This window comes from Listeria ivanovii subsp. ivanovii, assembly GCF_900187025.1.
In the GTDB taxonomy this organism is placed as follows: Bacteria; Bacillota; Bacilli; order Lactobacillales; family Listeriaceae; genus Listeria; species Listeria ivanovii.
Genome location: NZ_LT906478.1, coordinates 2,029,954 through 2,052,560, shown reverse-complemented (window position 1 = coordinate 2,052,560; position 22,607 = coordinate 2,029,954). Strand labels below are relative to the sequence as shown.

Below are 22,607 nucleotides of genomic sequence, written 5' to 3'. Positions count from 1 at the left end.
GATATCACATGCGCGCTCAATTAATGAAAATGCTCGATGAAAGAAAAGCTGAAATTATTCAAATTAGACGTCATTTACACGAGAATCCAGAACTATCTTTTCATGAAACAGAAACAGCAAAATACATTCAAGATTTTTACAAAGGAAAAGATGTCGAAGTGGCAACAGATATAGGAAATGGACATGCGGTTGTTGTTACGATCAAAGGTGGAAAACGTGGTAAAACAATTGCGTTACGTGCTGATTTTGACGCACTTCCTGTAACAGAAGAAACTGGACTTCCTTTTAAATCCAAAAACGAAGGGGTCATGCATGCGTGTGGACATGATGGGCATACCGCATATATGCTTGTATTAGCGGACTGCTTAATTTCCCTAAAAGAAAATATTCCAGGCGTCATTAAAATAGTGCATCAACATGCCGAAGAAACGCCACCTGGTGGAGCAAAAAGTGTGGTAGAATCTGGTATTTTAAATGATGTCGATCAAATTTTTGGCATTCATGTCTTTCCGTTTGGTGATTCTGGGGAAGTATATTATCATAGTGGCTATTCCATGGCTGGCCGCACCTACTTTAAGTTGAAAATTCAAGGTGTTGGTGGACACGGTTCCTCGCCACATATGGCAAATGATGCGATTGTAGCAAGTGCTTATTTTGTAACAGCGGTTCAAACCATTATAAGTCGACGTTTAAATCCGTTTGATACTGGTGTTGTTACTATTGGTTCTTTTGACGGAAAAGGAAGTTTCAATGTGATTAAAGATGCGGTAGAACTTGAAGGCGATGTTCGCTATATGAATACTGAAAATCGTAATAAAATTGATGCAGAAATCCATCGAATTGTTGCTGGTATTGAAGCAATGTTTGGCGTGACAACTGAATTAACATACACCAATGACTACCCGCCACTTTACAATGACCCAAATGTGACCGAACAAGTAGTAGCTAGTTTGCAAAAAGGTGTAGGGGAATATTTAACAGCTGTTTCTGAGTACGAAATGCTCTCAGGGTCAGAAGATTTTGCTTACTATTTAGAAAAAATTCCTGGCGTATTTTTCTATATTGGCGCGAAACCTAAAAATACGGAACAAGCTTACTTTAATCACCATCCAAAATTTGATATTGATGAAGACGCACTATTAGTTGCTGCGAAATCTGTCGCCGAAGTAGTATTAGATTACTACAAGCTGGACTGACGATAGTATTGAAAAGAGCATAGTCAGAGAATTAATCTGGTTATGCTCTTTGTCATTAAAAATAAGTTATTTAGAAATATGTTCTTTATTTAGGTATAATAATAGGATATACAAGACCAGCAATTATTAATCATAACCAATACAAAGGAGTTAACTCAAATGAATCAGGTAAAAGAAAAACATTCACTAATGGTTTTACTTGTTCTATTTTTAGGATATACCAGTGTATATATGGATAAGTATACTATCGGAATTTCTTTAGTGTCCGTCTCTCAAGATTTAGGGTTTGACCCCAGTCAGAAAGGGCTAATTTTAAGTGCTTTCTTTTTAGGATACACGATTTTCCAAATTCCGATGGGCTATTTAAACAATAAAATTGGTGCTCGTCCAGTACTCGGTATATCGATTATAATTGTAGGGTTATTTCTTGCTATCTTTGGATTTGGCTACTCTTTACTATTTTTAGTAGTAGTACGTTTCTTATCAGGAGCACTTGGTCATGCCGGATATCCCCCATCGATTAGCAATTATATTTCTCTTCACATTCCACTAACTAAAAGAGGTTTTGCGCAATCTGCCATGCTTGCTTCATCTGGTTTTGCAGCATTTATCGGTCCGCTACTAATCGCACCTCTTTTACTCTCGATGGGATGGAGAAATACGTATTATGTCATGGGTGTAATCGTCATATTGATTGGCTTACTGATTTTGGCTGTCGTTCCTAAGTCATCAACGACAGAATTGAAGAATCAAAAGGAGAAAATAAAAGTACCATTTTCAGAGCTAATAAAAGATTCGCAGCTTTGGATTTTGCTACTATCTGCATTATTTATTAATGCGGCAAATTACGGTTTAACTAGCTGGTTAGCATCTTATTTGAATGAAGCAAGAGGGCTTGCAATTAGCCAAGTTAGTTATATCAGTTCATTAGCAGGGATTTGTATTTTAATTGCGGGTATACTTGGCGGTTACTTCATCAGTCGCTTTTTTGAAGGCAAAGAAAAAATAGTCATCTTTATTTTCTGCCTTTTAGGAGCATTTTCAGTGTATGGCGTATATTTATTTGAGCAACTAACACTTTCGATTATTTGTCTCTGCCTTTGTAATATCTTTCTCATTATGGCGTTTACAACCTTAATGGGCTTACCACACAAGTTATTCAAACAAAGTCATATTGCAACTAAATATGCGGCAATCAATTCAGGTGGTGTCTTAGGCGGCTTTTTTGCACCAATGATTATTGGTGACTTGGTTGATGCGACAAACTCTTACCAATCGGCTTTTCTATTCTTAGCACTAACTTTATTAATATCGGGGCTAATTGTACTAGCAATCAAAAAAAGACAAATAGAAATTAAATAATTAGTAGTTAAACTTTTTTCGTATTCCGTTCATAGTTTATTCAAATTTTTTTGCTAAACTAGGTTGTAATGCGAAAGGAGTTTTCTTATGAAAAAAACACAGAAACCCAAAAAAATGTTCCTTCTCCTCCTTACAAGTTTAGTTATTATACTTGCGGTCGGGATAGGCTATTATTTTTATCAAGATAAAACGGAAGCCTCCGAGCAAGATTATTATATGATGGATACAGATCTTGTGGATGAACAAACCAAAATTGAAAAACAATTAAAAGAAAGTAGTGCAAGTAGTACGCTGGAAAATCCTAATATTAAATTAAACCCATACGGAACAAGTCCGCTAACAGCACTTCTTTTATTTGATACAGATGAAAAAATGAAAATTACGGTAGAAGTGGAAGGTGAAAATACCGACACAACTATTCAGTCAGAAGTGAACGCAGACTATACAACACACCATGAAGTAGCAGTGCTTGGTCTTTACGCAGATAAAGCAAATAAGGTCAAAATAATAGCGGTAACGCAAGATGGCAAAAAAATAGAAAAAACAGTGACCATTCAAACGGATAAACTACCAGCTGAAATGCCGGAAATCGAAGTTGCTTCAAGTGATACGACACAAATGGAGCAAACGGGTAATCAGTTAACATTCATTACCCCGAGCACAAAATATGCCTATGGTGTAGATTCAAACGGAGATGTTCGCTGGTATTCCACAAAATACAATAGTCACGTGTTTAAAGAATTAGAAAATGGGCATTTATTATACTTAACAAAATATGACAATACCGATGATACGTACTCATTACTTTTAGAAACCGATTACTTAGGCAAAATTTATCATGCCTACTCAATGACAACAGAAGCTGAAAGTGAACAATCTGGTTCTTCATCTAAATCAGCTATTCATCATGATGCCATCGAACTACCATCAGGAAACTTACTTTTAACCATTAATGATGATACAAAATATATGGAAGATACGATGATTGAAATTGACCGGCAAACTGGCAAAGTTGTGAAAACAATCGATTTGAAAGATATTTTACCAGAAGAATTTTATCAAGATTATAAAGCTCGCTCAGATGGGAAAGTAGACTGGTTCCATCAAAATGCCATTTGGTACGATGAAAGTGATGATAGTATTGTTATTTCCAGTCGTAGCCAAGACACCATTATGAAACTTGATTATGATACAACTAAAATCAAATGGATTCTTTCTGATAAGGAAGGTTGGCCAGATTCTTATAAAAAATATTTACTTGATTCAACAGGTACAAATTTTAAATATCCTGCAGGTCAACATGCAGTCGAAATTTTACCAGATCAAGATGATAATCCAGATACAGTGGATATTTTGCTTTATGATAACAATGTGGTTGTTACACGTGGGGATGAAGACGTATCAGGTGAATATAGTGAAGCACTTCAATATCGAATTAATGAAAAAACCAAGAAAGTAGAAATAGTCTTTTCATACGGTAAAGCTTTAGGGGAAGATTACTGGACAGAAATAGTTGGTGGCTCACGGTATATGGAAAATACTGGTAATTACTTGATTAACTTTGGACATCGGAAAAACGGCAAAGAAAGTAGTATTTTAGAAGTTAATCAAGAAGGTCAGATAGTTTTCGAAATGCATCTGATGAATTTTCCTGACTCTGCTTGGGCATACCGAGCTGAAAGATTCAGTTTATACCCAGCAAGTTATAGCTTTAAAATGACACAAGATGAATAATTTAAAGTTTAGAAAATGAGACATAGCTAAAATCGAGTATTAAAAGTTGGAAATTAAATAAGCAGGAATCATTGTATAAAACCATTTTTGAAATGGAATAAACAAGATTTCTGCTTGTTTTTTATTGTAGAGATATTTTTGTCCTAGCCATCACAACCACTATTGTTAGCATATTTTGTGCATTAATAATTTAAGCTATTTTAGGAAACAAAAGGTAAAACTTATTTAAGTTGTGATAACTTTTCAATTGATTAGTAAGATTTCCTTGAAATGGAATCGATTTAAGTTTATAATTCTTATTAAGAACATTTGTTCGTTACTAGGAGGCAGTTATGGATACGAGTAGGAAGATTATTCATATTGATATGGATGCTTTTTATGCATCTGTAGAACAGCGCGACCATCCTGAGTTTCGCGGGAAGCCATTAATTATTGGTGGAGATCCAAATAAGCGCGGGGTTGTTTCTACTTGTTCTTATGAAGCGCGTAAATTCGGAGTACATTCAGCAATGCCGACTAAGCAAGCTGTAAAACTATGCCCGAATGGTATTTTCATTCATGGGAATATGTCTCATTATGTAGAGGTGTCTGGACAAATACGCGAAATATTTTCCAGATATACAGATATAATTGAACCACTTTCTTTGGATGAAGCCTATTTAGATGTTACGGAAAATAAAAAAGGAATGAAATCAGCAACACTTATTGCTCGTGACATCCAACAAACGATTTACCGTGAACTTGGACTAACTGCATCTGCTGGTGTTTCTTTCAATAAATTTATCGCTAAAATCGCCTCGGATTTCCATAAGCCGGCGGGGATAACTGTGGTATCACCGGACGAGGCTGAAGCTTTTTTAGAAAAAATTCCAGTAACAAAATTTTATGGTGTAGGGAAAGTAACTGCTGAGAAACTTCATCGCTTAGGAATAGAAACGGGGGCGGATTTGAAGAAGTGGAGTGAGTGGGATTTAATTCGTGAACTACACAAGCAAGGTTATCATCTATACCGCCATGTTAGGGGACGATCCAATAACGTTGTGAATCCACATCGTGACCGCAAATCTGTTGGAAAAGAAACTACTTTTGAATTCAATATATTAGACGAACGAATATTAGAGCAGAATCTAATGATATTTGCGAAAAAAGTAGAAGAACGGCTTACAAAGTTGCAGAAGCACGGTAAAACAATTGTGCTTAAATTACGGTATAGTGATTTTACTACGGTTACAAAACGGCTGACATTAAATGAATATATCCATGATGCAAAGCAAATTTATCAAGCTGCAGCATTACTTTTAAGAGAAACTTATACTGGGAAAGAAAGTATTCGTTTGATTGGGCTTACTGTGACTAACTTAAAGCCAGTTCATTTTGAAAATTTGCGATTAGAAGGATTATAAAAAAGGCTAGCGCAATTTGGCGCTAGCCTTTAGTGTTATTTCATTTCAAGCAAACGTTCTTTTAGTTCTTGTTCCATAGTCACTAATTCTTTTTCGGCTACGGCACGTTTAGCACGGCCTTCTTGTTGGATTTTTAATGTTTCTTGTAATGTTTCGATTAAACTTGATTGTGTTTCTTTTAGGGTTTCGATGTCAACGATGCCCCTTTCATTTTCGCGAGCTGTTTCGATAGCGTTCGTTTTTAGCATATCGGCGTTACGTTTCAATAGTTCATTGGTTGTTTCAGAAACTTGACGCTGCGCTGCGACAGCTTGTTGTTGGCGAAGCAAGGTAAGCGCGATAGCCACCTGGTTTTTCCAAAGTGGAATAGCAGTCATGATGGATGATTGAATTTTTTCTGCAAGTGCTTGGTTTGTATTTTGAATTAAGCGGATTTGCGGTGCTTGTTGAATAGTGATTTGACGACTTAAACGTAAATCATATACGCGTTTATCAAGACGATCCGCAAATTGAGTTAGGTCATTTACTTCTTGATAATCCATTTGATCACCAGTTTGTTCCGCTTTTTTGCGAAGTTCTGGGAGCATTTTTGTATTAATTTCTTCTAATTTCAATTCTCCAGCAGCAATGTAGATATTAAGCGCTTGGAAATAATCTTTATTCTTATCATAAAGCTGTTCAAGGAAAGAGTTATCTTCAATTAAACGCTTTTTGGAGTGTTCCAGTTTCAACGCGATGCGGTCAATTTGGGTACCAATTTTTTGATATTTAGAAGTAATTTCATTGATGGATTGTTTTACTCGGTGGAACATTTTCGTAAAGACATTTTTGTTACGGGCGGCTAGTTCGTCAGGATCTGCTTCTTGTAGACGATACATTAAATCACTGATGATATCACCAATCGGTCCAACATCTTGTTTTTGAACATGAGCAAGCATCGAGTGAGAGAAGTCATGTAGTTTCGCCTGTGCAGGTGCACCATAACCAAGAATAGCAGCTTGATTACCTGGTTCGATTTGTTTTGATAATTCTAGTGCTTGTTTTTTATTTGTTTCCGTTAGCATGTCTACGAGGCGAGGAGCTGCGTCAGTTTCGCTATTAACGATACTAGTAGCAGATTCACCCTCTGTTCCAAAAGGATTAGCAAGAAGATCATCTAACGTTTGATTAAATTCTTTTTCAACTACTAAATCTTTTAATTCATTTGTTTCTTCACTTGGCTTGTTCTCGGTCATCTTTTGTACCCCTTTCGAATTTCTTTTTCTGTTTGGAAATGGAGTTTTTTGCTACTTCTAATTCAAAATCGAGATTGTTTACATCTTGATTTAAAAGTGTAAATAAATCCTTTTCAATAACGCGACTTAAATCATTTAAAAGTGTGCGTGTATCAGAAAGTGTTTGATAGATTTTTTTGTCTTTGACAGGTTGTTTTTCTAAAAAAGCATATTTTTCTGTAAGCTCTACTAAAGAATCAAGATGAGAGAAAAAGAAATCTTCTGCTTCATAAAAACGTTTTGGTTCTTCTTTCACGATACCGTAAATCCGTTTTGTTAGTAAAAGTGTTTTGTTGCGCTCTTGGAAAGAATAGAGTGCTTTATTTTGGGTCATGATTTTTTGAAGGCGGATTATCTTTACACGAGCTTCTTCTAGGTTAGTGCGAATATATTTATATTCTTTTTTAGTTAATCCAGTGGCGATCATTTGCGCGCGGTCCCCAGCTTTAGATGAAAAGAAAAATAGGACAGCTGCAACGACTAGAATGATTGCTGCAATTATCAAGCCACTTTGGATAATGGAAGTAAGGATACCACCCAAAATAATGACAAGTAAAATGGAACCAGTGAATGCTAATATCTTTTTAAAAACGGTCATTATACATCTTCTCCTTTAAGTACCTGTTTGAAAGGTCCACTTTTCTTAGGTATATTTTTCTAAAAATAAATGGTGCCACGTGTTGTCTACTAGTTAAGTATATTTAGTATCTCATAACTAGGCAAGTTGAAGGGTTTTTATATTTTAGAAAGTGTGCTTTATTTGTCCTTATCATACCATATTTAGAAAATAGATGTTATCAGTCGTGCGATGTAAATTAAACTCGGACTTAATTATGTTATAATGAAAAAAACAAGAAGAGGTGGCTTAGATGGACTCACTAGAAGAAAAAACACTTCACTCAGAGACGCTTTTTAAAGGAAATATTATTCAGTTACAAGTAGATGAAGTGGAATTACCAAACGGCGAACATAGTAAGCGAGAAATTATCAAGCATCCGGGAGCTGTGGCAATTATTCCCTTTTCAGCAGATGGAGCGATGTATTTAGTAGAACAATTTCGAAAACCCTTAGAAAAAACGATTATCGAGATTCCTGCGGGCAAAATGGAAGTGGGGGAAGAGCCAATAATTACAGCAAAACGTGAATTAGAAGAAGAAACTGGATTTCAGTCCGACAATTTGACGTATTTAACTTCTTTTTATACTTCGCCTGGGTTTGCGAATGAATTACTACATATTTTTGTGGCACGCGACCTTCATCAAGTAGAAAAACCATTAGAGCAAGATCCGGACGAATTTATTAACCTTGTCAAAGTAACTCCAGCTGAAGCAGAGCAATTAATACAGCAACAATTGATTCATGACGCGAAAACGATGTATGCAATGGCGTATTGGAAATTATTACTGCTAATGGAAGAAAATGCCTAAATGGTATTTTCTTTTTTTATGAAATGCTTTTGATTGACTACCTGGTCAAAAGTGCTTATACTCTATTTGACTAGTTGGTCAATATGAATTTGGAGGAGAGAATATGGAAGCAATTAAAGTGGAGTCGCTTACAAAAAACTATCATAAAAAGCGAGCAATTGAAAATGTGAATTTAACAGTTAATGAAGGCGAACTATATGGTTTTATTGGTCCAAATGGTGCTGGGAAATCGACGACAATTAAAGTTTTACTTAATTTTATTTATGCAACAAGCGGAAATGCAACCATTCTTGGAAAAGATGTCGTCAAAAATTCGGCTGAAATCAAAAAAATGGTTGGCTATGTTCCGAGTGAAGTTCGTTATTACCCACAAATGACCGCGAATGATATTATCCACTATGCAGCGAAATTCCATCATATTGAAAATGCAACGAAAAAAATGAATAACTATTTCGAAATGTTCTCCATTGATTCGAAAAAAAGATTTGGTGAAATGTCACTTGGAAACAAGAAAAAAGTAGCCATTGTGGCTGGGTTAATTACCGAACCTAAGTTACTTATTTTAGATGAACCGACTAATGGCTTAGATCCGCTAATGCAACATTATTTATTCAAGGAGATGACGGACCGAAATAAAGAAGGAATGACCATTTTTCTTTCTAGTCATAATTTACGGGAAGTGCAAGAATACTGTACAAGAGCAGCTTTTATAAGAAATGGAAATATCATTGCGGTAGAAGATATTGCCAATCAACAAATGTCAGGTAAGGTGATTGTATTAAAAGGAGATTGTTTGCCGTTAGAAAAATTAACGAACGCTGGTGCAAGAATTATTGAAAAAGAAAGTGGCAAAGCTAGACTTATTTTTGATAATGATATTAAGACGATTTTGCCACTGTTACAAGAAAAAGAGATTATCGATTTAACGATTACTAATCAAGAATTAGAAGATAAATTCATGACTCTGTACGAAGGAGGCGAAATCAAGTGAATATCTTACACATTGAATGGAAAACTAGAATTAGGAGTCTAATCGTTTGGGCCGTGGTAGTTATTGTTATTTTAGGTGTGTTTATGGCTTTTTTCCCAAGTATGCAAAGTAGTGGGATGCAAGACTTAGTGAACACAAAAATGAATGCTTTACCGCAAGATATGATGAAAATATTGCATATGGATTCGATGGCTGATTTAACCAATATCGATGCGTATTTTGCTTATGTATTTCAGTATATTTTTATTGCGGCATGTGTTTATGCGGCTTTGATTGGGGCTCAGGCTTTAATTAAAGAAGAAACAGATGGGACGATAGAATTTTTATATGCGCAACCAATTACTCGTTCAAGCTTAGTTATGTGGAAAATGATTGGGAATTTACTATCTTTTATCGTGTTTTGGGCAATTACGTTTGTGGCATCTGTGGCACTAGTTTTATTTCTGAAACCAAGTGGAGTAGATAGTGGGGAATTGATAATGGAGCTAGTTCGTGTGTTCTCCAGTGAACTACTAGTTGCTTGTGTGTTTATGAGTACGGGCTTTATGGTATCAGCTATACTCAAGTCTGCTAAACAAGCATCGCCTGTCGCGCTAGCTCTTGTTTTCTTAACCTATATTTTAGGAATTATGGCAGGGCTTAATGAGAATGTCGATTTCTTTCAATATTTTTCGCCAATAAATTATGCCATTCCTTCTGAAATTATGGATAAAGGAATTACCGGAACCAATGTGATTATTTCCTTCGTAGTGATGGTTGTGATGGTTGCCGCTACATTTATCTTATATAAGAAAAAGGATTTGAAAGTATAATGGATAAAAAACGATTACAAATTTTAGAAGCAGCGATGGAGGAATTTACGGAAAAAGGCTATCAAGCAGCAAGCACGAACCAAATATGCGCAAAAGCAGGGGTTTCAAAAGGTTTGATTTTCCACTACTTCGCTTCCAAAGAAAAGCTCTATATCGCAGCTGTCTCTTATGCTGTTGATTTTGCAACCCAAAAAGTTAGCGCTCAACAAGAAGAGTGGAAAGATTTTGTTGAGATGGCTATTTGGTCAACGAAGCAAAAATTAGACTTTAACCGTAACTATCCAACCGTGTTCGGTTTGATTATGCAAGCTTATGCAAATCCCCCTGGCGAACTACAAGGGAAATTAGATGGTTTTTTTGATGAAGCAATCGCTCGTTCAGAAGCGCAAATGAATCAAGTTTTAAGCAGAATGAGCTTGAAAAAAGAGGTGAATATAGATGCAGCTCGTAAAGTAATTGCAGCACTTTTTAATCATATTACCCAAATTAGTACGAATTATTTAGAAAAAAAACCGAACGCAACAATGGAAGATTTTATCCCACTTGCAAATGATTTCACGGAAATGATGCGAATTGTTGAGTTTGGCATCTGTGAAGTAGAATGATTTAAAAAGCATTCCGATTTTAAGGAATGCTTTTTTTGTTGGTCTTTTATAAATCAGTTTTTAATACAGGATGTTCCGTTAAATTTTCTTCTTCTAAGAACTGCGTGAGCAAAATATCATAGAGTAGCGCAATGTCATCATAGTTTAGTTCTTTTAGAATTCGAATGCTTTTTTGCGCTTGGTAGTAGCCAAGTTCTACTAATTTACTTTTCATATTGATTAAGCCGAGTAAAAAAGTAGAGAGAATTCGATAAAAAGCACCTTCATAAAAAATACTTAGGTTTTCTAAATCTGTTAATAGTTTTTTTGCTTGGCTTAGTTTATTTTGCTGAATAAATACTTCAATCGTATTAATGAGTAATGCACAGAGTAGCCGACGACCTCTATCATAGTTTTTATAGGTGTCAACTGATTTTAAGACTTGTTGTAAAAATTGAGATTGAATTTCTTCATCAAAATAATAAATCGAATTGGCAAAAATTTTAATTTCTTCGAGTGTCCATGACTGAATGGAAAACAAGTAATTTTGGATTGTTTCGATATCTTGTTCGGATATGACAGCCACATTAAATTCCTGATTTTTAAGTAAGTTTTCGAGAAGTTCCATTCTTGAATGAACTAAAGCTTTTCTGACTTCGGCTATTTCTCCTTCATTTTGAGATAGCTCTTCATATAAATCATAAAGACTATTAATATCGTAAGCAGTTCCTTTTTGTTCATGGGTATACCAAAAATCATCATCATCATTTAATGAAAAGCCACGTAAAATAAAGAAAAATTCATCCATATTCATATTAATGCGGGTTAAGATTTTTTCAAATAAATTTAAACTAATTTCATGTGCGCCTTTTTCAAACTCAATCGCATAAGACTTGGAAATAATGCCCTCGTAAAGTTTCTTTTGGCTAATTCCTTTAGAAATACGAATGTCTCTAACTACTTTTCCATATTTATTCATTAATGACATCTCCATTCGATTAGGATTGGGAAAATATATCATTTTTTAGAGTAATAAGCAATAAAAGGCACAAACTTTCCCATGGAAGTTAATAAAATAAGTACTATTTATAAGACTTTTTAACAAATGCAGCTCTAAGAATGTAATATAAAAGATATCAAGTAAGCGATTATGAGAGGAAAAATGTCTGTGTCTAATTATAAAAAGTATGATATCCATTTTAAAAAATATTTAGTGAATTTATATCTAGATGGGAAATCACCTGCTGCTTTATGTGAAGAATATTTTGTCTCTAAAACGGCATTATACAGATGGATAAAGCAGTATTCGGAAATAGATAATGATCTTCAGAAAATCATTGAGGACAAGCAATTGAAAGAACTACAGCGACAAAAAGCCATTTTGGAAGAAGAAATGCGGATTTTGACAAAAGCAATTGCGCTATTTACATCATAAACAGGATACTAAAAAATGATTTGGAAACGGGTTCCAAATCATTTTTTTAATTAATAAAGCTTTCATGATGTGTGCTAATCATAGCTTCATCAGCGGCAGTAGGTTCTAGATATTTTTTCGCGCTATTAATGGCAATTGGACCTTCGTGTAGGCCCGCTGCGATAATGCGGATTTTTCGTGGATAAGCTGCGCTGTCACCGCAAGCGAAAATTCCAGGGACAGATGTGTGCATTTCCTCGTCTACAACAATCCCGAAATCAGCTAATTGAAATCCCCATTCAGCCATTGTTCCTAAGTCAACTTTGACTCCATGATTGATAAAGAGCACATCTGTTGGAATGGTTTTGGTTCTTTTTGTTTGATTGCAGTAAAGCATCGTTTCAGATAATTGATCATTAAAACCAAATAGAGCGCTTATTTCATGGTGGATATGGATTTGGACACGGGAATTTTTTAGGGAATTGACACTTTCTTCATGGGCTTTAAAATCTTCACCACGGTAAATTAAGTGAACTTCTTTTGCGATAGGTTCTAATGTTTGCGCCCAGTCAATCGCAGAATCTCCACCACCAGAGACAGCAACCACTTTACCACGGAATTGTTCGATATCCTTTACATCATAAAATATGGCATCTGAAAAGTCTTCCACATGTGCGGCTTCTAATTGGTTAACTTCAAAAGTACCGCTACCAGTTGCGATAACAATCGTTTTAGAAAAATGAATTGAACCATTTTGAGTAGTTAATTGAAAAGTTCCATCTGAAAGTTTGGTGAGATCTATCACTCGTTCATTACAGAAGATTTCTGGATGGAATGTCTCGGCTTGTTCTTTTAAATTAGCAATAAGGTTAGCACCAGTGATAGATGGAATTCCACCGATGTCTCGTATGACTTTTTCAGGAAAAAAATAACGAACTTTGCCACCAACGGCAGGTTCAGCGTCGATAATTTTTGTTTTCATTGAGCGAAGACCACTATAAAAAGCAGCGAAAAGACCAACAGGGCCACCGCCAATAATGGTGACATCATAAAGATTATTTGGCAATCGAATCAAGCTCCTTTACAATTTCACAACCGTTACAAGTCTCATATGGAAGGCAAAGGGGCACACCGCTACGTGGGTCGATTAAGATATCTGCTTTGATATTAAAAACATCTTCTAACGTTTTTTCAGTCATGACGCTAACGGGTGTTCCTTCTGCAACTACTTGTCCTTCTTTGATTGCAATCATGTGTTGTGCATAACGAGATGCGTGATTTAAATCATGAACAACCATAACAATCGTCCGTTTTTCTGATTGGTTTAGTTGTTTGAGTAAATTAAGTACATCTAATTGGTGTGTCATATCTAAAAATGTGGTTGGTTCATCTAAAAATAAAACATCTGTTTCTTGCGCAAGAGCCATGGCAATCCAAGCTCGTTGGCGCTGTCCACCAGATAAACTATCAATCGGACGATCTGCAAATTCAGTTAAATTAGTTACTCTTAATGACCAGAAAATAATTTCCCGATCTTTTGCAGTGATTGATTTAAAGCTGCTTTGATGGGGGGAGCGACCGTAAGAAATTAATTCGAATACGGTTAGTCCATCGGGTGCAGACGGGTTTTGTGGTAATATTGCTAACTGTTTGGCGATTTCCTTCGTAGGTTGGCTATGAATGCTCTTGCCATCTAAATAAACTGCCCCGTGACTGGGTTTCATTAACCGGGACATCGTTTTTAAAATAGTTGATTTCCCAGAACCATTGGCTCCAACTAAGGCAGTGATTTTATTCGCCGGAATGGCTATATCTAAACCATCAACAATGATTCGTTTGTCGTATGAAATTTGCAAGTTGTCTGTATGCAAGTCTTTCATTTTCATCGCTCCAATTTAAAATAAGTTGATAATCATTCTCAATGGTTAAGTATAGAGTTTTTGTTAGAAAGATGCAAGTGTTAGTTTGGGAAACGAGTTGCATCTTGTGAAATGATTCGCTATACTAATTGAGAAATGTTATCAATTATCGGAGGGGTTATTTTGAAAAAAAGAATTAGTATGGTAGTATCTGTACTTTTAACTGTACTTGTTTTAGGTGCTTGTGGAGATAATAACTCGGCTGAAACTAGCAAAGCCGAGATGCGTACATATACCATGTCGAATGGAAAAAAAGTAGAAATACCTGCTCACCCAAAACGAATAGTAGCTTCTGGGTACTTAGGAAATATGGTGCTACTCGGAGTGAAGCCAGTTGGAGCAAGAGCAAAACAAATGGAAAATCCATTTTTAAAAGGAAAAGTTGATGGGATAGAAGACATTGGTGACCCAGTTTCTGCGGAAAAAGTAGCAGAATTAAAACCAGATTTAATTGTTGTGTCAAATGAAGACGAGTTGGAGCAAATGTCGAAAATAGCACCAACAGTTTTGATTCCGTATGCAACTTCCAAAACTGTGGAAGAAGATGTTCGTCAAATTGCTGATTTAGTCGGTGAAAAGAAAGCCGGAGAAGCCTGGATCGACAGTTTCCACCAAAAGGCTAAAGATGAAAGAGCGAAATTGGTCGGGAAAATAGGGAAAGAGGAAACAGTTGGTATATATGAAGTGCAAGACAAAGATTTTTATGTAATGGGACAAAACATGGGACGTGGTGGTCAAGCTATCTATAACGCACTTGAACTAAAGGCACCTGCTAAAATCCAAAAAGATGTGCTAGATGGACAAGATTGGCAAAAAATCTCTCTAGAAGTATTACCAGAGTATGCTGCTGACCGGATGTTTGTTACCAATACTTCCTCAGGAGATGCAAAAGATGGTGAAAAAACAATAAAAGATTTAACGAGTTCACCAATTTGGAAAAACTTGCCAACTTTTAAAGCAGGAAATGTTTATCAAATGGATTTCGATACGATGTTTTATTATGATCCTTTAGCTGTAGAAGGTCAGCTGGATATTATTGTAGGTAAACTACTTGAGGAGAGCTGAACATTGCGATTAGTGAGGGATATTGATATAATTTTCTATGCGATTGATAATTATTATCACCTGAAACGTGCGGATAATTTAGATGGAAGGAATTTGTGCAGATGGATAAGTCAAAACAGATAAAAATGAATACAAGGCCGACAGTCGCTATTTTTATATTAACAGCGGGACTTTTATTGCTTCTTATTATGGCACTATTTGGAATTGCGGTCGGAGCGGCGGATATTCATTTAGGCACGGTTTGGGATGCGCTCTTTCATTATAATAGTTCAGAAACAGAACACCAGATTATTCGGAGTTTGCGTGTTCCACGGGTAATTGCTGATATGGCGATTGGAGCTGCATTTGCGGTTGCTGGAGCGATTATGCAAGGGATTACTAGAAACCCACTTGCTGATTCTGGCCTTCTAGGACTGAATGCTGGCTCTACTTTTATGGTAGCAGTATGTTTTGCTTTTATGCCAGGGCTTAGCTATAATTCGCTAATCATTTTTTCTTTTGTAGGAGCTGCGATTGGCGCTTTTATGGTTTTTGGAGTTAGTTCGATTGCGGGTAGCGCGATGTCGCCAACAAGATTGGTACTGGCGGGGGCTGCGGTTAGTTCACTTTTGACAGCGCTGAGTGAAGGGATTGCGATTTACTTTAAATTAAGTCAGGATTTAGCTTTTTGGTATGCTGGTGGGGTTGCTGGTGTAAAGTGGAGTCAACTTGCAGCAATTTGGCCATGGCTACTTGGTGCGTTAATTGCGGCGCTTCTGTTAAGTAAATCTATTACAATTTTAAGTTTAGGTGACGACATTGCGGTTGGGCTTGGTGAAAAAACTACTTTTGTCAAAATTGCTTCGATGGTTGTCGTGTTAGTTTTAGCTGGATTAGCAGTTTCTGTTGTTGGTCCAGTTGGATTCATCGGTTTAATTGTACCTCATTTGGTCCGATTTTTAGTCGGGGTAGATTATCGGTGGATTATTCCTTGTTCAGCAGTTGTTGGAGCATTTTTAACACTGGCTGCTGATATTCTGGCAAGAACGATTAACCCACCTTATGAAACACCGATTAGTGTTATTTTTGCTTTAATTGGAGTTCCTTTCTTTCTATTTGTGACTCGTAAGGAAAGGAGGAACTTATGATGTATATGACAGCAGCAGAGAAACGAAAAAAATCACGACGCATCTGGACGTTAATTATTTTAAGCGTATTAATCTTTGTTACTTTTACATATAGTGTGAATGCTGGCTATTCTAAATTGCCTTTTTTAGAAGTAATTAAGTCGTTTTTTGGAATGGCGGACTCAGGCACTCAACTTATTGTGACGGAGTTTCGTTTGCCGAGAATAGTGATTGCTCTTTTGGTTGGTGCGGGTTTAGCTGTTTCTGGAACAATTTTGCAAGGTATCTCTGGAAATGGGCTTGCTGATCCAGGTATTTTAGGGATTAATAATGGTGCTGGTTTGGCTGTTATGCTTTATATTTCTTTCTTCCCTTCTACTATGGAAGTACCGGTGTTGTTTATGCCATTTATCGGTTTTATTGGTGCGATTTTGACGGCATTTGTGGTGTATGGTCTTTCTTATAGTCGAAGTGAAGGTTTACTACCTAATCGATTGCTTTTAACTGGGATTGCAGTTGCAGCGGCGATTGCGGCTCTTATTACGCTTTTAAGTATTCGGCTTGATCCACAAAACTATCAACGTTATGCGGAGTGGATGGCGGGAAATATTTGGGCATCCAGTTGGCAATACGTATTTGCACTTTTACCTTGGTTAGTTGTTTTAGGTACGGTTGCTTTTACGAAAGTGAAAACGTTAGATGTTCTTTCTTTTGGTGATCAGGTGGCGACTGGGCTTGGTGTTCGAGTAGAACGAGAAAAATTCATTCTATTAATTGTAGCAGTTGGTCTTGCAGCAGCTTGCGTATCTGTTAGTGGTGGGATTGCCTTTATTGGACTAATTGGACCACATATCGCTAGAAAACTGGTCGGATCAGCACATCGTTGGGTAATGGTAACGGCGGCGCTTTCTGGTGGATTATTGTTACTTTTAGCAGATACGATTGGACGCTTAATGATTCAACCTTCTGAAATATTTGCTGGTATCGTCGTGGCCGTTATTGGGGCTCCATACTTTCTATTCCTTTTGGCTAAAGCTAAATAATAATTATTATTAATAACGAGAAATTAACTAGTAATTGATAATCATTGTAGACAGCCTATTGCTTTTGTGATATCTTAGTAAACATAAGCAATAGGAATTGAATACGAGTGATTTAATAGGCTGGAAAAGGAATTTTGAACTTGCATTTTATTTATAATTATTATAAACTGTAGTTATTGTTAAATGATAATGATGATAATTTAGAAAGGCAACTTGTTATTGCAACTAAGGGAGGAACCAGAATGGAAGGTCGTATTGGACGTATTAAAGCACAACTTCATGATGCTAGCTATAAATTAACACCACAGCGAGAAGCTACTGTTCGCGTTTTACTGGAAAATGAAAAAGATCATTTAAGTGCAGAGGAAGTTTTTTTACGTGTGAAAGATATTGCTCCTGACACTGGTCTTGCAACAGTATATCGAACATTAGAGCTTTTAACAGAGCTACGCGTGGTAGATAAAATTAATTTTGGTGACGGCGTGTCTCGTTATGATTTACGACAAGAAGGCGCAAAGCATTTCCATCACCACCTTGTTTGTTTAGAATGTGGTTCGGTAGAGGAAATACAAGAAGATTTACTAGAAGATGTAGAAAAAATTGTTGAATCGAAATGGAATTTTCTTGTAAAAGACCATCGCCTAACTTTCCAAGGAGTTTGCGCAGATTGCAGACAAAAATCAAAAAAAAATAATGGCGGAGTTTGAGATAATTTGTCTCAAACTTTTTTTATGCCGATAATGAGGGAATTGCGCGAAAAGTATTACATGTTTTTTTTCGTCGCTTAAACGTTTTCACTGAGAGCGGAACATGATAGAATAGGACTTGTGGAGGAAACGCTTATGAATGATTTAATAGATGATTTTTTGCATTTTTTAATTGTAGAGAAAGGCTTATCCGCGAACACGATAAAAGCTTACGAGCGGGATTTACACTATTTTGTTTCTTATATGAATACATCTGGAACATTTACTGACCCAAATACTTTGGAACGAAGCGATATAGTTGGATTCATGGCGTTTGCGAGAAAAGAAGGGAAATCAGCAAGAAGTGTAGCGAGATACGTTGCTTCACTACGGTCTTTTTTTCATTATTTAATGCATGATGGAAAAATGTCCCATGACCCAATGATTCAAATTGAAACGCCAAAACAAGCACAAGGATTGCCGAAAGTGTTAAATTTAGATGATGTAGAATTACTACTTAACTCTTCGGATACAAATACACCGCTTGGACTTCGTGATCAAGCGATGATGGAGATTTTATACGCGACGGGGCTTCGTGTAACCGAACTTGTTCAACTGAAAATGGATGACTTACATCTCCAAATGGGTTTTATTCAAACCATTGGTAAAGGGGATAAAGAAAGAATCATCCCGCTTGGTAAAACGGCGACTACTGTCTTAGAACATTATTTGGAAGAAGCAAGACCAAAGCTTAGAAGACCGAAATACCGCAATGATTTCGTGTTTTTAAATCATCACGGTCAAGGACTTACAAGACAAGGCTTTTGGAAAATTTTAAAAGGTATTGCGAAAGAATCGGGCATTGAAAAGCCAATTACACCGCATACTTTGCGTCATTCATTTGCCACGCACTTACTTGAAAATGGGGCGGATCTCCGGTCAGTGCAAGAACTTCTCGGACATGCTGATATCTCCACTACGCAAATTTATACCCATGTAACCAAGCTGCGCCTAAAAGATGTATACAAACAATTTCACCCGCGCGCTTAAAAAATATAATGGAAAAGGATGAATAAATATGCCAGATAAATTTAAACGAGTACATGTAGTTGTAATGGATTCAGTTGGTATCGGGGAAGCCCCAGATGCTGCTGAATTTGGTGATTTTGATGTAGATACATTTGGCCATATTGCGAAATTTGTTGGTGGCTTAAAAATGCCAGAAATGGGCAAACTTGGCTTATCAAATATTCGCGAAATTGATGGAATTAAAAAAGCAGAAAAACCACTTGCTTACTATACTAAAATGCAAGAAGCATCCAATGGGAAAGATACAATGACAGGTCACTGGGAAATCATGGGGCTTTACATTGATACCCCGTTCCGCGTTTTTCCTGATGGCTTCCCAGATGATTTAATTAACCAAATTGAAGCGAAAACTGGTCGTAAAGTGATTGGTAATAAACCAGCTAGTGGTACAGAAATCATGGCTGAACTTGGCGAAGAACATGTGAAAACAGGGGCTTTAATTGTTTATACATCTGCTGACTCCGTGCTACAAATTGCGGCTCATGAGGATGTAGTGCCTTTAGAAGAGCTATATGAAATTTGTGAGTTTTGCCGAGAAATTACTTTAGACGATCCATATATGCTTGGTCGGATTATTGCACGTCCATTTGTTGGGGAACCGGGAGCATTTGTTAGAACACCAAATCGTCATGATTATGCACTCAAACCATTTGAACCTACCGTGATGGATGCACTTAAAGATGGTGGTAAAGATGTGATTGCAATTGGGAAAATTTCTGATATTTTTGACGGAGAAGGTGTGACAGAATCGATTCGTACGAAATCCAATATGGATGGAATGGATCAATTTATCGCTGTACTCGACAAAGATTTTAACGGAATGAGTTTCCTTAATTTGGTAGATTTTGATGCGCTATTTGGTCATCGCCGCGACCCTCAAGGTTATGCAGAGGCTTTAGTTGATTTTGATGGTCGTTTGGAAGAGGTAATGGAAAAATTAACCGATGATGATTTATTAATTATTACAGCAGATCACGGAAATGACCCAACATACACGGGGACAGACCATACACGTGAATTTGTTCCACTACTTGTTTACTCACCGCGCTTTAAAAATGGTGGTTCAGAGCTGGAATTACGCAAAACGTTTGCAGACCTTGGTGCCACTGTAGCAGATAATTTTGATGTGAAAATGCCTGCATATGGAAAAAGTTTCTTAGCAGACTTGAAATAGGAAAAGGGAGGAACAAAAATGAGTTTAGAAAATGTAAATGAAGCAGTTACGAAAATTAGAGAAAGCTATACAGGAACACCGAAAATCGGTTTGATTCTCGGATCTGGTTTAGGTGTGTTAGCAGATGAGATTACACAACCAACTAAACTTTCTTATAGTGAAATTCCTCATTTCCCAGTTTCAACAGTGGAAGGGCATGCTGGTCAGTTTGTGTTTGGCGAATTAGAAAACAAAGAAGTAGTGGCTATGCAAGGTCGTTTTCACTTTTATGAAGGCTATTCCATGCAAGATGTTACTTTTCCAGTTCGTGTTATGAAAGAATTAGGAGTAGAAGTGTTAGTTGTAACTAATGCAGCTGGTGGCGTAAATGAACTATTTTCTGCGGGGGATTTGATGCTTATTTCGGATCATATTAACTTCACTGGAACAAGTCCGCTTATTGGACCAAATGATGATCATTTTGGCCCTCGTTTCCCAGATATGTCTGAAGCTTATAATTTAGCTTTACGTGTGGAAGCTAGATTGATTGCGCAAGAACTTGATTTGACTATTCGTGAAGGGGTTTATGCTGGATTTAGTGGTCCAACTTATGAAACACCTGCTGAAATCCAAATGATGCGCACGCTTGGTGCAGATGCTGTTGGAATGTCGACAGTACCAGAAGTAATTATTGCTAATCATGCGGGACTGCGTGTTCTTGGTATTTCTTGTATTACGAATATGGCGGCTGGGATTTTAGATCAACCACTTTCGCATACGGAAGTAATTGAAACAACGGATCAAGTTCGCAGCACATTTTTACAATATGTAAAAGCAATTGTTGCAAAAATTTCTTAAAATAATTGGTTATATAAATTCAGCCGATTTCATTATTTTCTGAAGAAAGAAGATAATGAAATCGGCTGGATTTTTTATGTATTTGGTATTATTTTCAGATAGTTATTGTCGCTCGGCTTCTTAGTATGCTACTATATAAAAGAACTTTCAAAAATTTATAATATAAAGGTGGGATTGGCGTGACGTTTGAACGGCTAGGAACAATGAATGTAAATGCAGAAGGACATCTCGAAATTGGAGGGGTGGACACTTTAAAGCTAGCTGAGAAGTATGGAACACCACTGTACGTTTATGATGTAGCGCTAATCCGGGACCGCGCAAGAGGATTTAAAAAAACATTTGAAGAGCTAGGTGTGAAGGCACAAGTAGCTTACGCCAGCAAAGCGTTTTCAGCTGTTGCGATTTATCAGTTGATGGCAGAGGAAGGCTTATCGCTTGATGTTGTCTCTGGCGGGGAATTATATACTGCAATTAAAGCGGGATTTCCAGCAGAACGAGTTCATTTTCATGGCAATAACAAAAGCGTAGAAGAGATACATATGGCGCTGGATTACGGTATCGGCTGTTTTGTACTGGATAATTATTATGAAATTAGTTTATTAGAAGATATATTAATAGAAAGAAATGAAAAAGCAGCTGTTTTAATTCGCGTCACACCAGGGATTGAAGCACATACACATGATTACATTTTAACCGGACAAGATGATTCGAAATTTGGTTTTGGACTTACGAATGGACAAGCAGAAGCAGCGATTAAACAAGTGCTACATGCAAGCGCGTCGTTTGATTTAATTGGTTTACATTGTCATATTGGGTCACAAATTTTTGAAACAACTGGTTTCAAATTAGCGGCCCGACGCATTATGGATAAATTGGTTGAATGGCATCAAACATTAGGTTTTGATTCGCAAGTACTTAATCTTGGGGGAGGCTTTGGGGTACGTTATACTGCTGAAGATGAACCATTAGAGCCGAGCGAGTATGTTCGCCAAATTATCGAGGAAGTGCGTGACGTCGCAAGTACAAACGCTATTGCCATTCCAGAGATTTGGATTGAACCAGGTCGCTCTCTCGTGGGTGAAGCAGGAACGACGTTATATAAAGTTGGCTCTAGAAAAGAAGTTCCTGGTATTAGAAACTATGTGGCAGTGGATGGCGGTATGTCTGACAATATTCGTCCCGCACTTTATGACGCTCATTATGATGCGGTCCTTGCTGCAAGCCCAGAAAAAATACCCGAAGAAACCGTAGCGATTGCTGGGAAATGTTGTGAGTCTGGCGATATGCTGATTTGGGATCTACCGCTGCCAAAATCAAATGCTGGAGAAGTTTTGGCAGTCTTTTGTACGGGTGCTTATGGTTATGCAATGGCTAGTAATTATAACCGAATTCCAAGGCCGCCAGTTGTTTTTGTAGAGAATGGCATCGATAAACTTATAGTTGCCCGGGAAACATATGAAAATTTAGTGCAAAATGATCTTCCATTATAGT

General features: G+C 36.9%; 22 protein-coding genes. 17 read left to right on the top strand and 5 right to left on the bottom strand.

Translation table 11 applies throughout. The annotated features are described in order from the left end of the window. Nucleotides 1-8: 8 nt before the first annotated feature. The 4 genes from CKV67_RS10150 (at nt 9) to dinB (ending at nt 5,695) form a co-directional block, all read left to right on the top strand. On the top strand, nt 9-1,196 hold the full coding sequence (locus tag CKV67_RS10150; RefSeq protein WP_025280015.1) for an amidohydrolase: 1,188 nt from the start codon (nt 9-11) through the stop codon (nt 1,194-1,196). Nucleotides 1,197-1,355: 159 nt separating this feature from the next. Then, on the top strand, nt 1,356-2,558 hold the full coding sequence (locus tag CKV67_RS10145) for an MFS transporter (protein ID WP_025280014.1): 1,203 nt from the start codon (nt 1,356-1,358) through the stop codon (nt 2,556-2,558). 87 nt (nt 2,559-2,645) lie between these two features. Then, nucleotides 2,646-4,292, top strand: a complete 1,647-nt coding sequence (locus tag CKV67_RS10140; protein WP_025280013.1) for an aryl-sulfate sulfotransferase — start codon at nt 2,646-2,648, stop codon at nt 4,290-4,292. Between the two features lie 332 nt (nt 4,293-4,624). Further along, nucleotides 4,625-5,695 (top strand): DNA polymerase IV, encoded by a 1,071-nt coding sequence (gene dinB, locus CKV67_RS10135; RefSeq protein ID WP_014093310.1) that lies wholly within the window; start codon nt 4,625-4,627, stop codon nt 5,693-5,695. A gap of 35 nt (nt 5,696-5,730) precedes the next feature. Here dinB and CKV67_RS10130 read toward each other — a convergent pair whose 3' ends face one another. Further along, complete coding sequence (locus tag CKV67_RS10130; protein ID WP_014093309.1) at nt 5,731-6,930, bottom strand: toxic anion resistance protein; 1,200 nt, start codon at nt 6,928-6,930, stop codon at nt 5,731-5,733. After that, nucleotides 6,908-7,567, bottom strand: a complete 660-nt coding sequence (locus CKV67_RS10125) for a 5-bromo-4-chloroindolyl phosphate hydrolysis family protein (protein ID WP_014093308.1) — start codon at nt 7,565-7,567, stop codon at nt 6,908-6,910. The genes CKV67_RS10130 and CKV67_RS10125 overlap by 23 nt, the downstream gene beginning before the upstream one ends. Nucleotides 7,568-7,838: 271 nt before the next feature. Between CKV67_RS10125 and CKV67_RS10120 the strand changes: the two genes are divergently transcribed. The 4 genes from CKV67_RS10120 (at nt 7,839) to timR (ending at nt 10,804) form a co-directional block, all read left to right on the top strand. Next, complete coding sequence (locus CKV67_RS10120) at nt 7,839-8,396, top strand: NUDIX domain-containing protein (protein WP_014093307.1); 558 nt, start codon at nt 7,839-7,841, stop codon at nt 8,394-8,396. 103 nt (nt 8,397-8,499) lie between these two features. Further along, nucleotides 8,500-9,387, top strand: coding sequence for a macrodiolide ABC transporter ATP-binding protein TimA (timA, locus tag CKV67_RS10115; protein ID WP_025280012.1), 888 nt, complete (start codon nt 8,500-8,502; stop codon nt 9,385-9,387). Continuing rightward, nucleotides 9,384-10,199, top strand: coding sequence for a macrodiolide ABC transporter permease TimB (gene timB, locus CKV67_RS10110; protein ID WP_014093305.1), 816 nt, complete (start codon nt 9,384-9,386; stop codon nt 10,197-10,199). The genes timA and timB overlap by 4 nt, the downstream gene beginning before the upstream one ends. After that, on the top strand, nt 10,199-10,804 hold the full coding sequence (gene timR / locus CKV67_RS10105; protein ID WP_014093304.1) for a macrodiolide transporter TimAB transcriptional regulator TimA: 606 nt from the start codon (nt 10,199-10,201) through the stop codon (nt 10,802-10,804). Before timB ends, timR begins: the two co-directional genes overlap by 1 nt. Nucleotides 10,805-10,850: 46 nt before the next feature. Here timR and CKV67_RS10100 read toward each other — a convergent pair whose 3' ends face one another. After that, nucleotides 10,851-11,762 (bottom strand): helix-turn-helix domain-containing protein, encoded by a 912-nt coding sequence (locus CKV67_RS10100; protein WP_014093303.1) that lies wholly within the window; start codon nt 11,760-11,762, stop codon nt 10,851-10,853. Between the two features lie 189 nt (nt 11,763-11,951). On the opposite strand from CKV67_RS10100, the gene CKV67_RS10095 reads away from it, so the two are divergent. Then, entirely contained in the window at nt 11,952-12,218 is a 267-nt protein-coding gene (locus tag CKV67_RS10095; RefSeq protein WP_014093302.1) for a transposase, read from the top strand. A 46-nt stretch (nt 12,219-12,264) separates the two neighbouring features. On the opposite strand, the gene CKV67_RS10090 is transcribed toward CKV67_RS10095, so the two are convergent. Together CKV67_RS10090 and CKV67_RS10085 are read right to left on the bottom strand one after the other, a co-directional pair. After that, entirely contained in the window at nt 12,265-13,263 is a 999-nt protein-coding gene (locus tag CKV67_RS10090; protein ID WP_014093301.1) for an NAD(P)/FAD-dependent oxidoreductase, read from the bottom strand. Then, entirely contained in the window at nt 13,253-14,077 is an 825-nt protein-coding gene (locus tag CKV67_RS10085) for an ABC transporter ATP-binding protein (protein WP_025280011.1), read from the bottom strand. Before CKV67_RS10085 ends, CKV67_RS10090 begins: the two co-directional genes overlap by 11 nt. A gap of 162 nt (nt 14,078-14,239) precedes the next feature. Here CKV67_RS10085 and CKV67_RS10080 point away from each other — a divergent pair, with 162 nt between their 5' ends. From CKV67_RS10080 to lysA, 8 genes are all read left to right on the top strand, one after another. After that, nucleotides 14,240-15,181, top strand: a complete 942-nt coding sequence (locus tag CKV67_RS10080; protein ID WP_025280010.1) for an iron-hydroxamate ABC transporter substrate-binding protein — start codon at nt 14,240-14,242, stop codon at nt 15,179-15,181. Between the two features lie 101 nt (nt 15,182-15,282). Then, nucleotides 15,283-16,308, top strand: a complete 1,026-nt coding sequence (locus CKV67_RS10075) for a FecCD family ABC transporter permease (RefSeq protein WP_014093298.1) — start codon at nt 15,283-15,285, stop codon at nt 16,306-16,308. After that, the gene (locus tag CKV67_RS10070) at nt 16,308-17,330 is read left to right on the top strand and encodes a FecCD family ABC transporter permease (RefSeq protein WP_014093297.1); all 1,023 of its coding nucleotides are present in this window, start codon (nt 16,308-16,310) and stop codon (nt 17,328-17,330) included. The genes CKV67_RS10075 and CKV67_RS10070 overlap by 1 nt, the downstream gene beginning before the upstream one ends. A 242-nt stretch (nt 17,331-17,572) precedes the next feature. Continuing rightward, nucleotides 17,573-18,037, top strand: coding sequence for a ferric iron uptake transcriptional regulator (gene fur / locus CKV67_RS10065; protein ID WP_014093296.1), 465 nt, complete (start codon nt 17,573-17,575; stop codon nt 18,035-18,037). A gap of 135 nt (nt 18,038-18,172) precedes the next feature. After that, complete coding sequence (gene xerD, locus CKV67_RS10060) at nt 18,173-19,066, top strand: site-specific tyrosine recombinase XerD (protein WP_014093295.1); 894 nt, start codon at nt 18,173-18,175, stop codon at nt 19,064-19,066. Between the two features lie 28 nt (nt 19,067-19,094). Continuing rightward, on the top strand, nt 19,095-20,279 hold the full coding sequence (deoB, locus tag CKV67_RS10055; RefSeq protein ID WP_014093294.1) for a phosphopentomutase: 1,185 nt from the start codon (nt 19,095-19,097) through the stop codon (nt 20,277-20,279). Between the two features lie 18 nt (nt 20,280-20,297). Beyond that, nucleotides 20,298-21,116, top strand: coding sequence for a purine-nucleoside phosphorylase (locus CKV67_RS10050; protein ID WP_014093293.1), 819 nt, complete (start codon nt 20,298-20,300; stop codon nt 21,114-21,116). 179 nt (nt 21,117-21,295) lie between these two features. Then, nucleotides 21,296-22,606: a diaminopimelate decarboxylase gene (gene lysA / locus CKV67_RS10045; protein ID WP_014093292.1), complete on the top strand. Its 1,311-nt coding sequence runs from the start codon at nt 21,296-21,298 to the stop codon at nt 22,604-22,606. Nucleotide 22,607 lies beyond the last annotated feature (1 nt).

Coding starts and splice junctions, on each gene's coding strand:
- CKV67_RS10140 (WP_025280013.1), top strand. CDS start 2,646: ATGAAAAAAACACAGAAACCCAAAAAAATGTTCCTTCTCCTCCTTACA.
- CKV67_RS10070 (WP_014093297.1), top strand. CDS start 16,308: ATGTATATGACAGCAGCAGAGAAACGAAAAAAATCACGACGCATCTGG.
- fur (WP_014093296.1), top strand. CDS start 17,573: ATGGAAGGTCGTATTGGACGTATTAAAGCACAACTTCATGATGCTAGC.
- CKV67_RS10150 (WP_025280015.1), top strand. CDS start 9: ATGCGCGCTCAATTAATGAAAATGCTCGATGAAAGAAAAGCTGAAATT.
- CKV67_RS10050 (WP_014093293.1), top strand. CDS start 20,298: ATGAGTTTAGAAAATGTAAATGAAGCAGTTACGAAAATTAGAGAAAGC.
- timR (WP_014093304.1), top strand. CDS start 10,199: ATGGATAAAAAACGATTACAAATTTTAGAAGCAGCGATGGAGGAATTT.
- CKV67_RS10145 (WP_025280014.1), top strand. CDS start 1,356: ATGAATCAGGTAAAAGAAAAACATTCACTAATGGTTTTACTTGTTCTA.
- CKV67_RS10120 (WP_014093307.1), top strand. CDS start 7,839: ATGGACTCACTAGAAGAAAAAACACTTCACTCAGAGACGCTTTTTAAA.
- xerD (WP_014093295.1), top strand. CDS start 18,173: ATGAATGATTTAATAGATGATTTTTTGCATTTTTTAATTGTAGAGAAA.
- timA (WP_025280012.1), top strand. CDS start 8,500: ATGGAAGCAATTAAAGTGGAGTCGCTTACAAAAAACTATCATAAAAAG.
- CKV67_RS10130 (WP_014093309.1), bottom strand. CDS start 6,930: ATGACCGAGAACAAGCCAAGTGAAGAAACAAATGAATTAAAAGATTTA.
- CKV67_RS10100 (WP_014093303.1), bottom strand. CDS start 11,762: ATGAATAAATATGGAAAAGTAGTTAGAGACATTCGTATTTCTAAAGGA.
- dinB (WP_014093310.1), top strand. CDS start 4,625: ATGGATACGAGTAGGAAGATTATTCATATTGATATGGATGCTTTTTAT.
- CKV67_RS10085 (WP_025280011.1), bottom strand. CDS start 14,077: ATGAAAGACTTGCATACAGACAACTTGCAAATTTCATACGACAAACGA.
- CKV67_RS10075 (WP_014093298.1), top strand. CDS start 15,283: ATGGATAAGTCAAAACAGATAAAAATGAATACAAGGCCGACAGTCGCT.
- deoB (WP_014093294.1), top strand. CDS start 19,095: ATGCCAGATAAATTTAAACGAGTACATGTAGTTGTAATGGATTCAGTT.
- CKV67_RS10125 (WP_014093308.1), bottom strand. CDS start 7,567: ATGACCGTTTTTAAAAAGATATTAGCATTCACTGGTTCCATTTTACTT.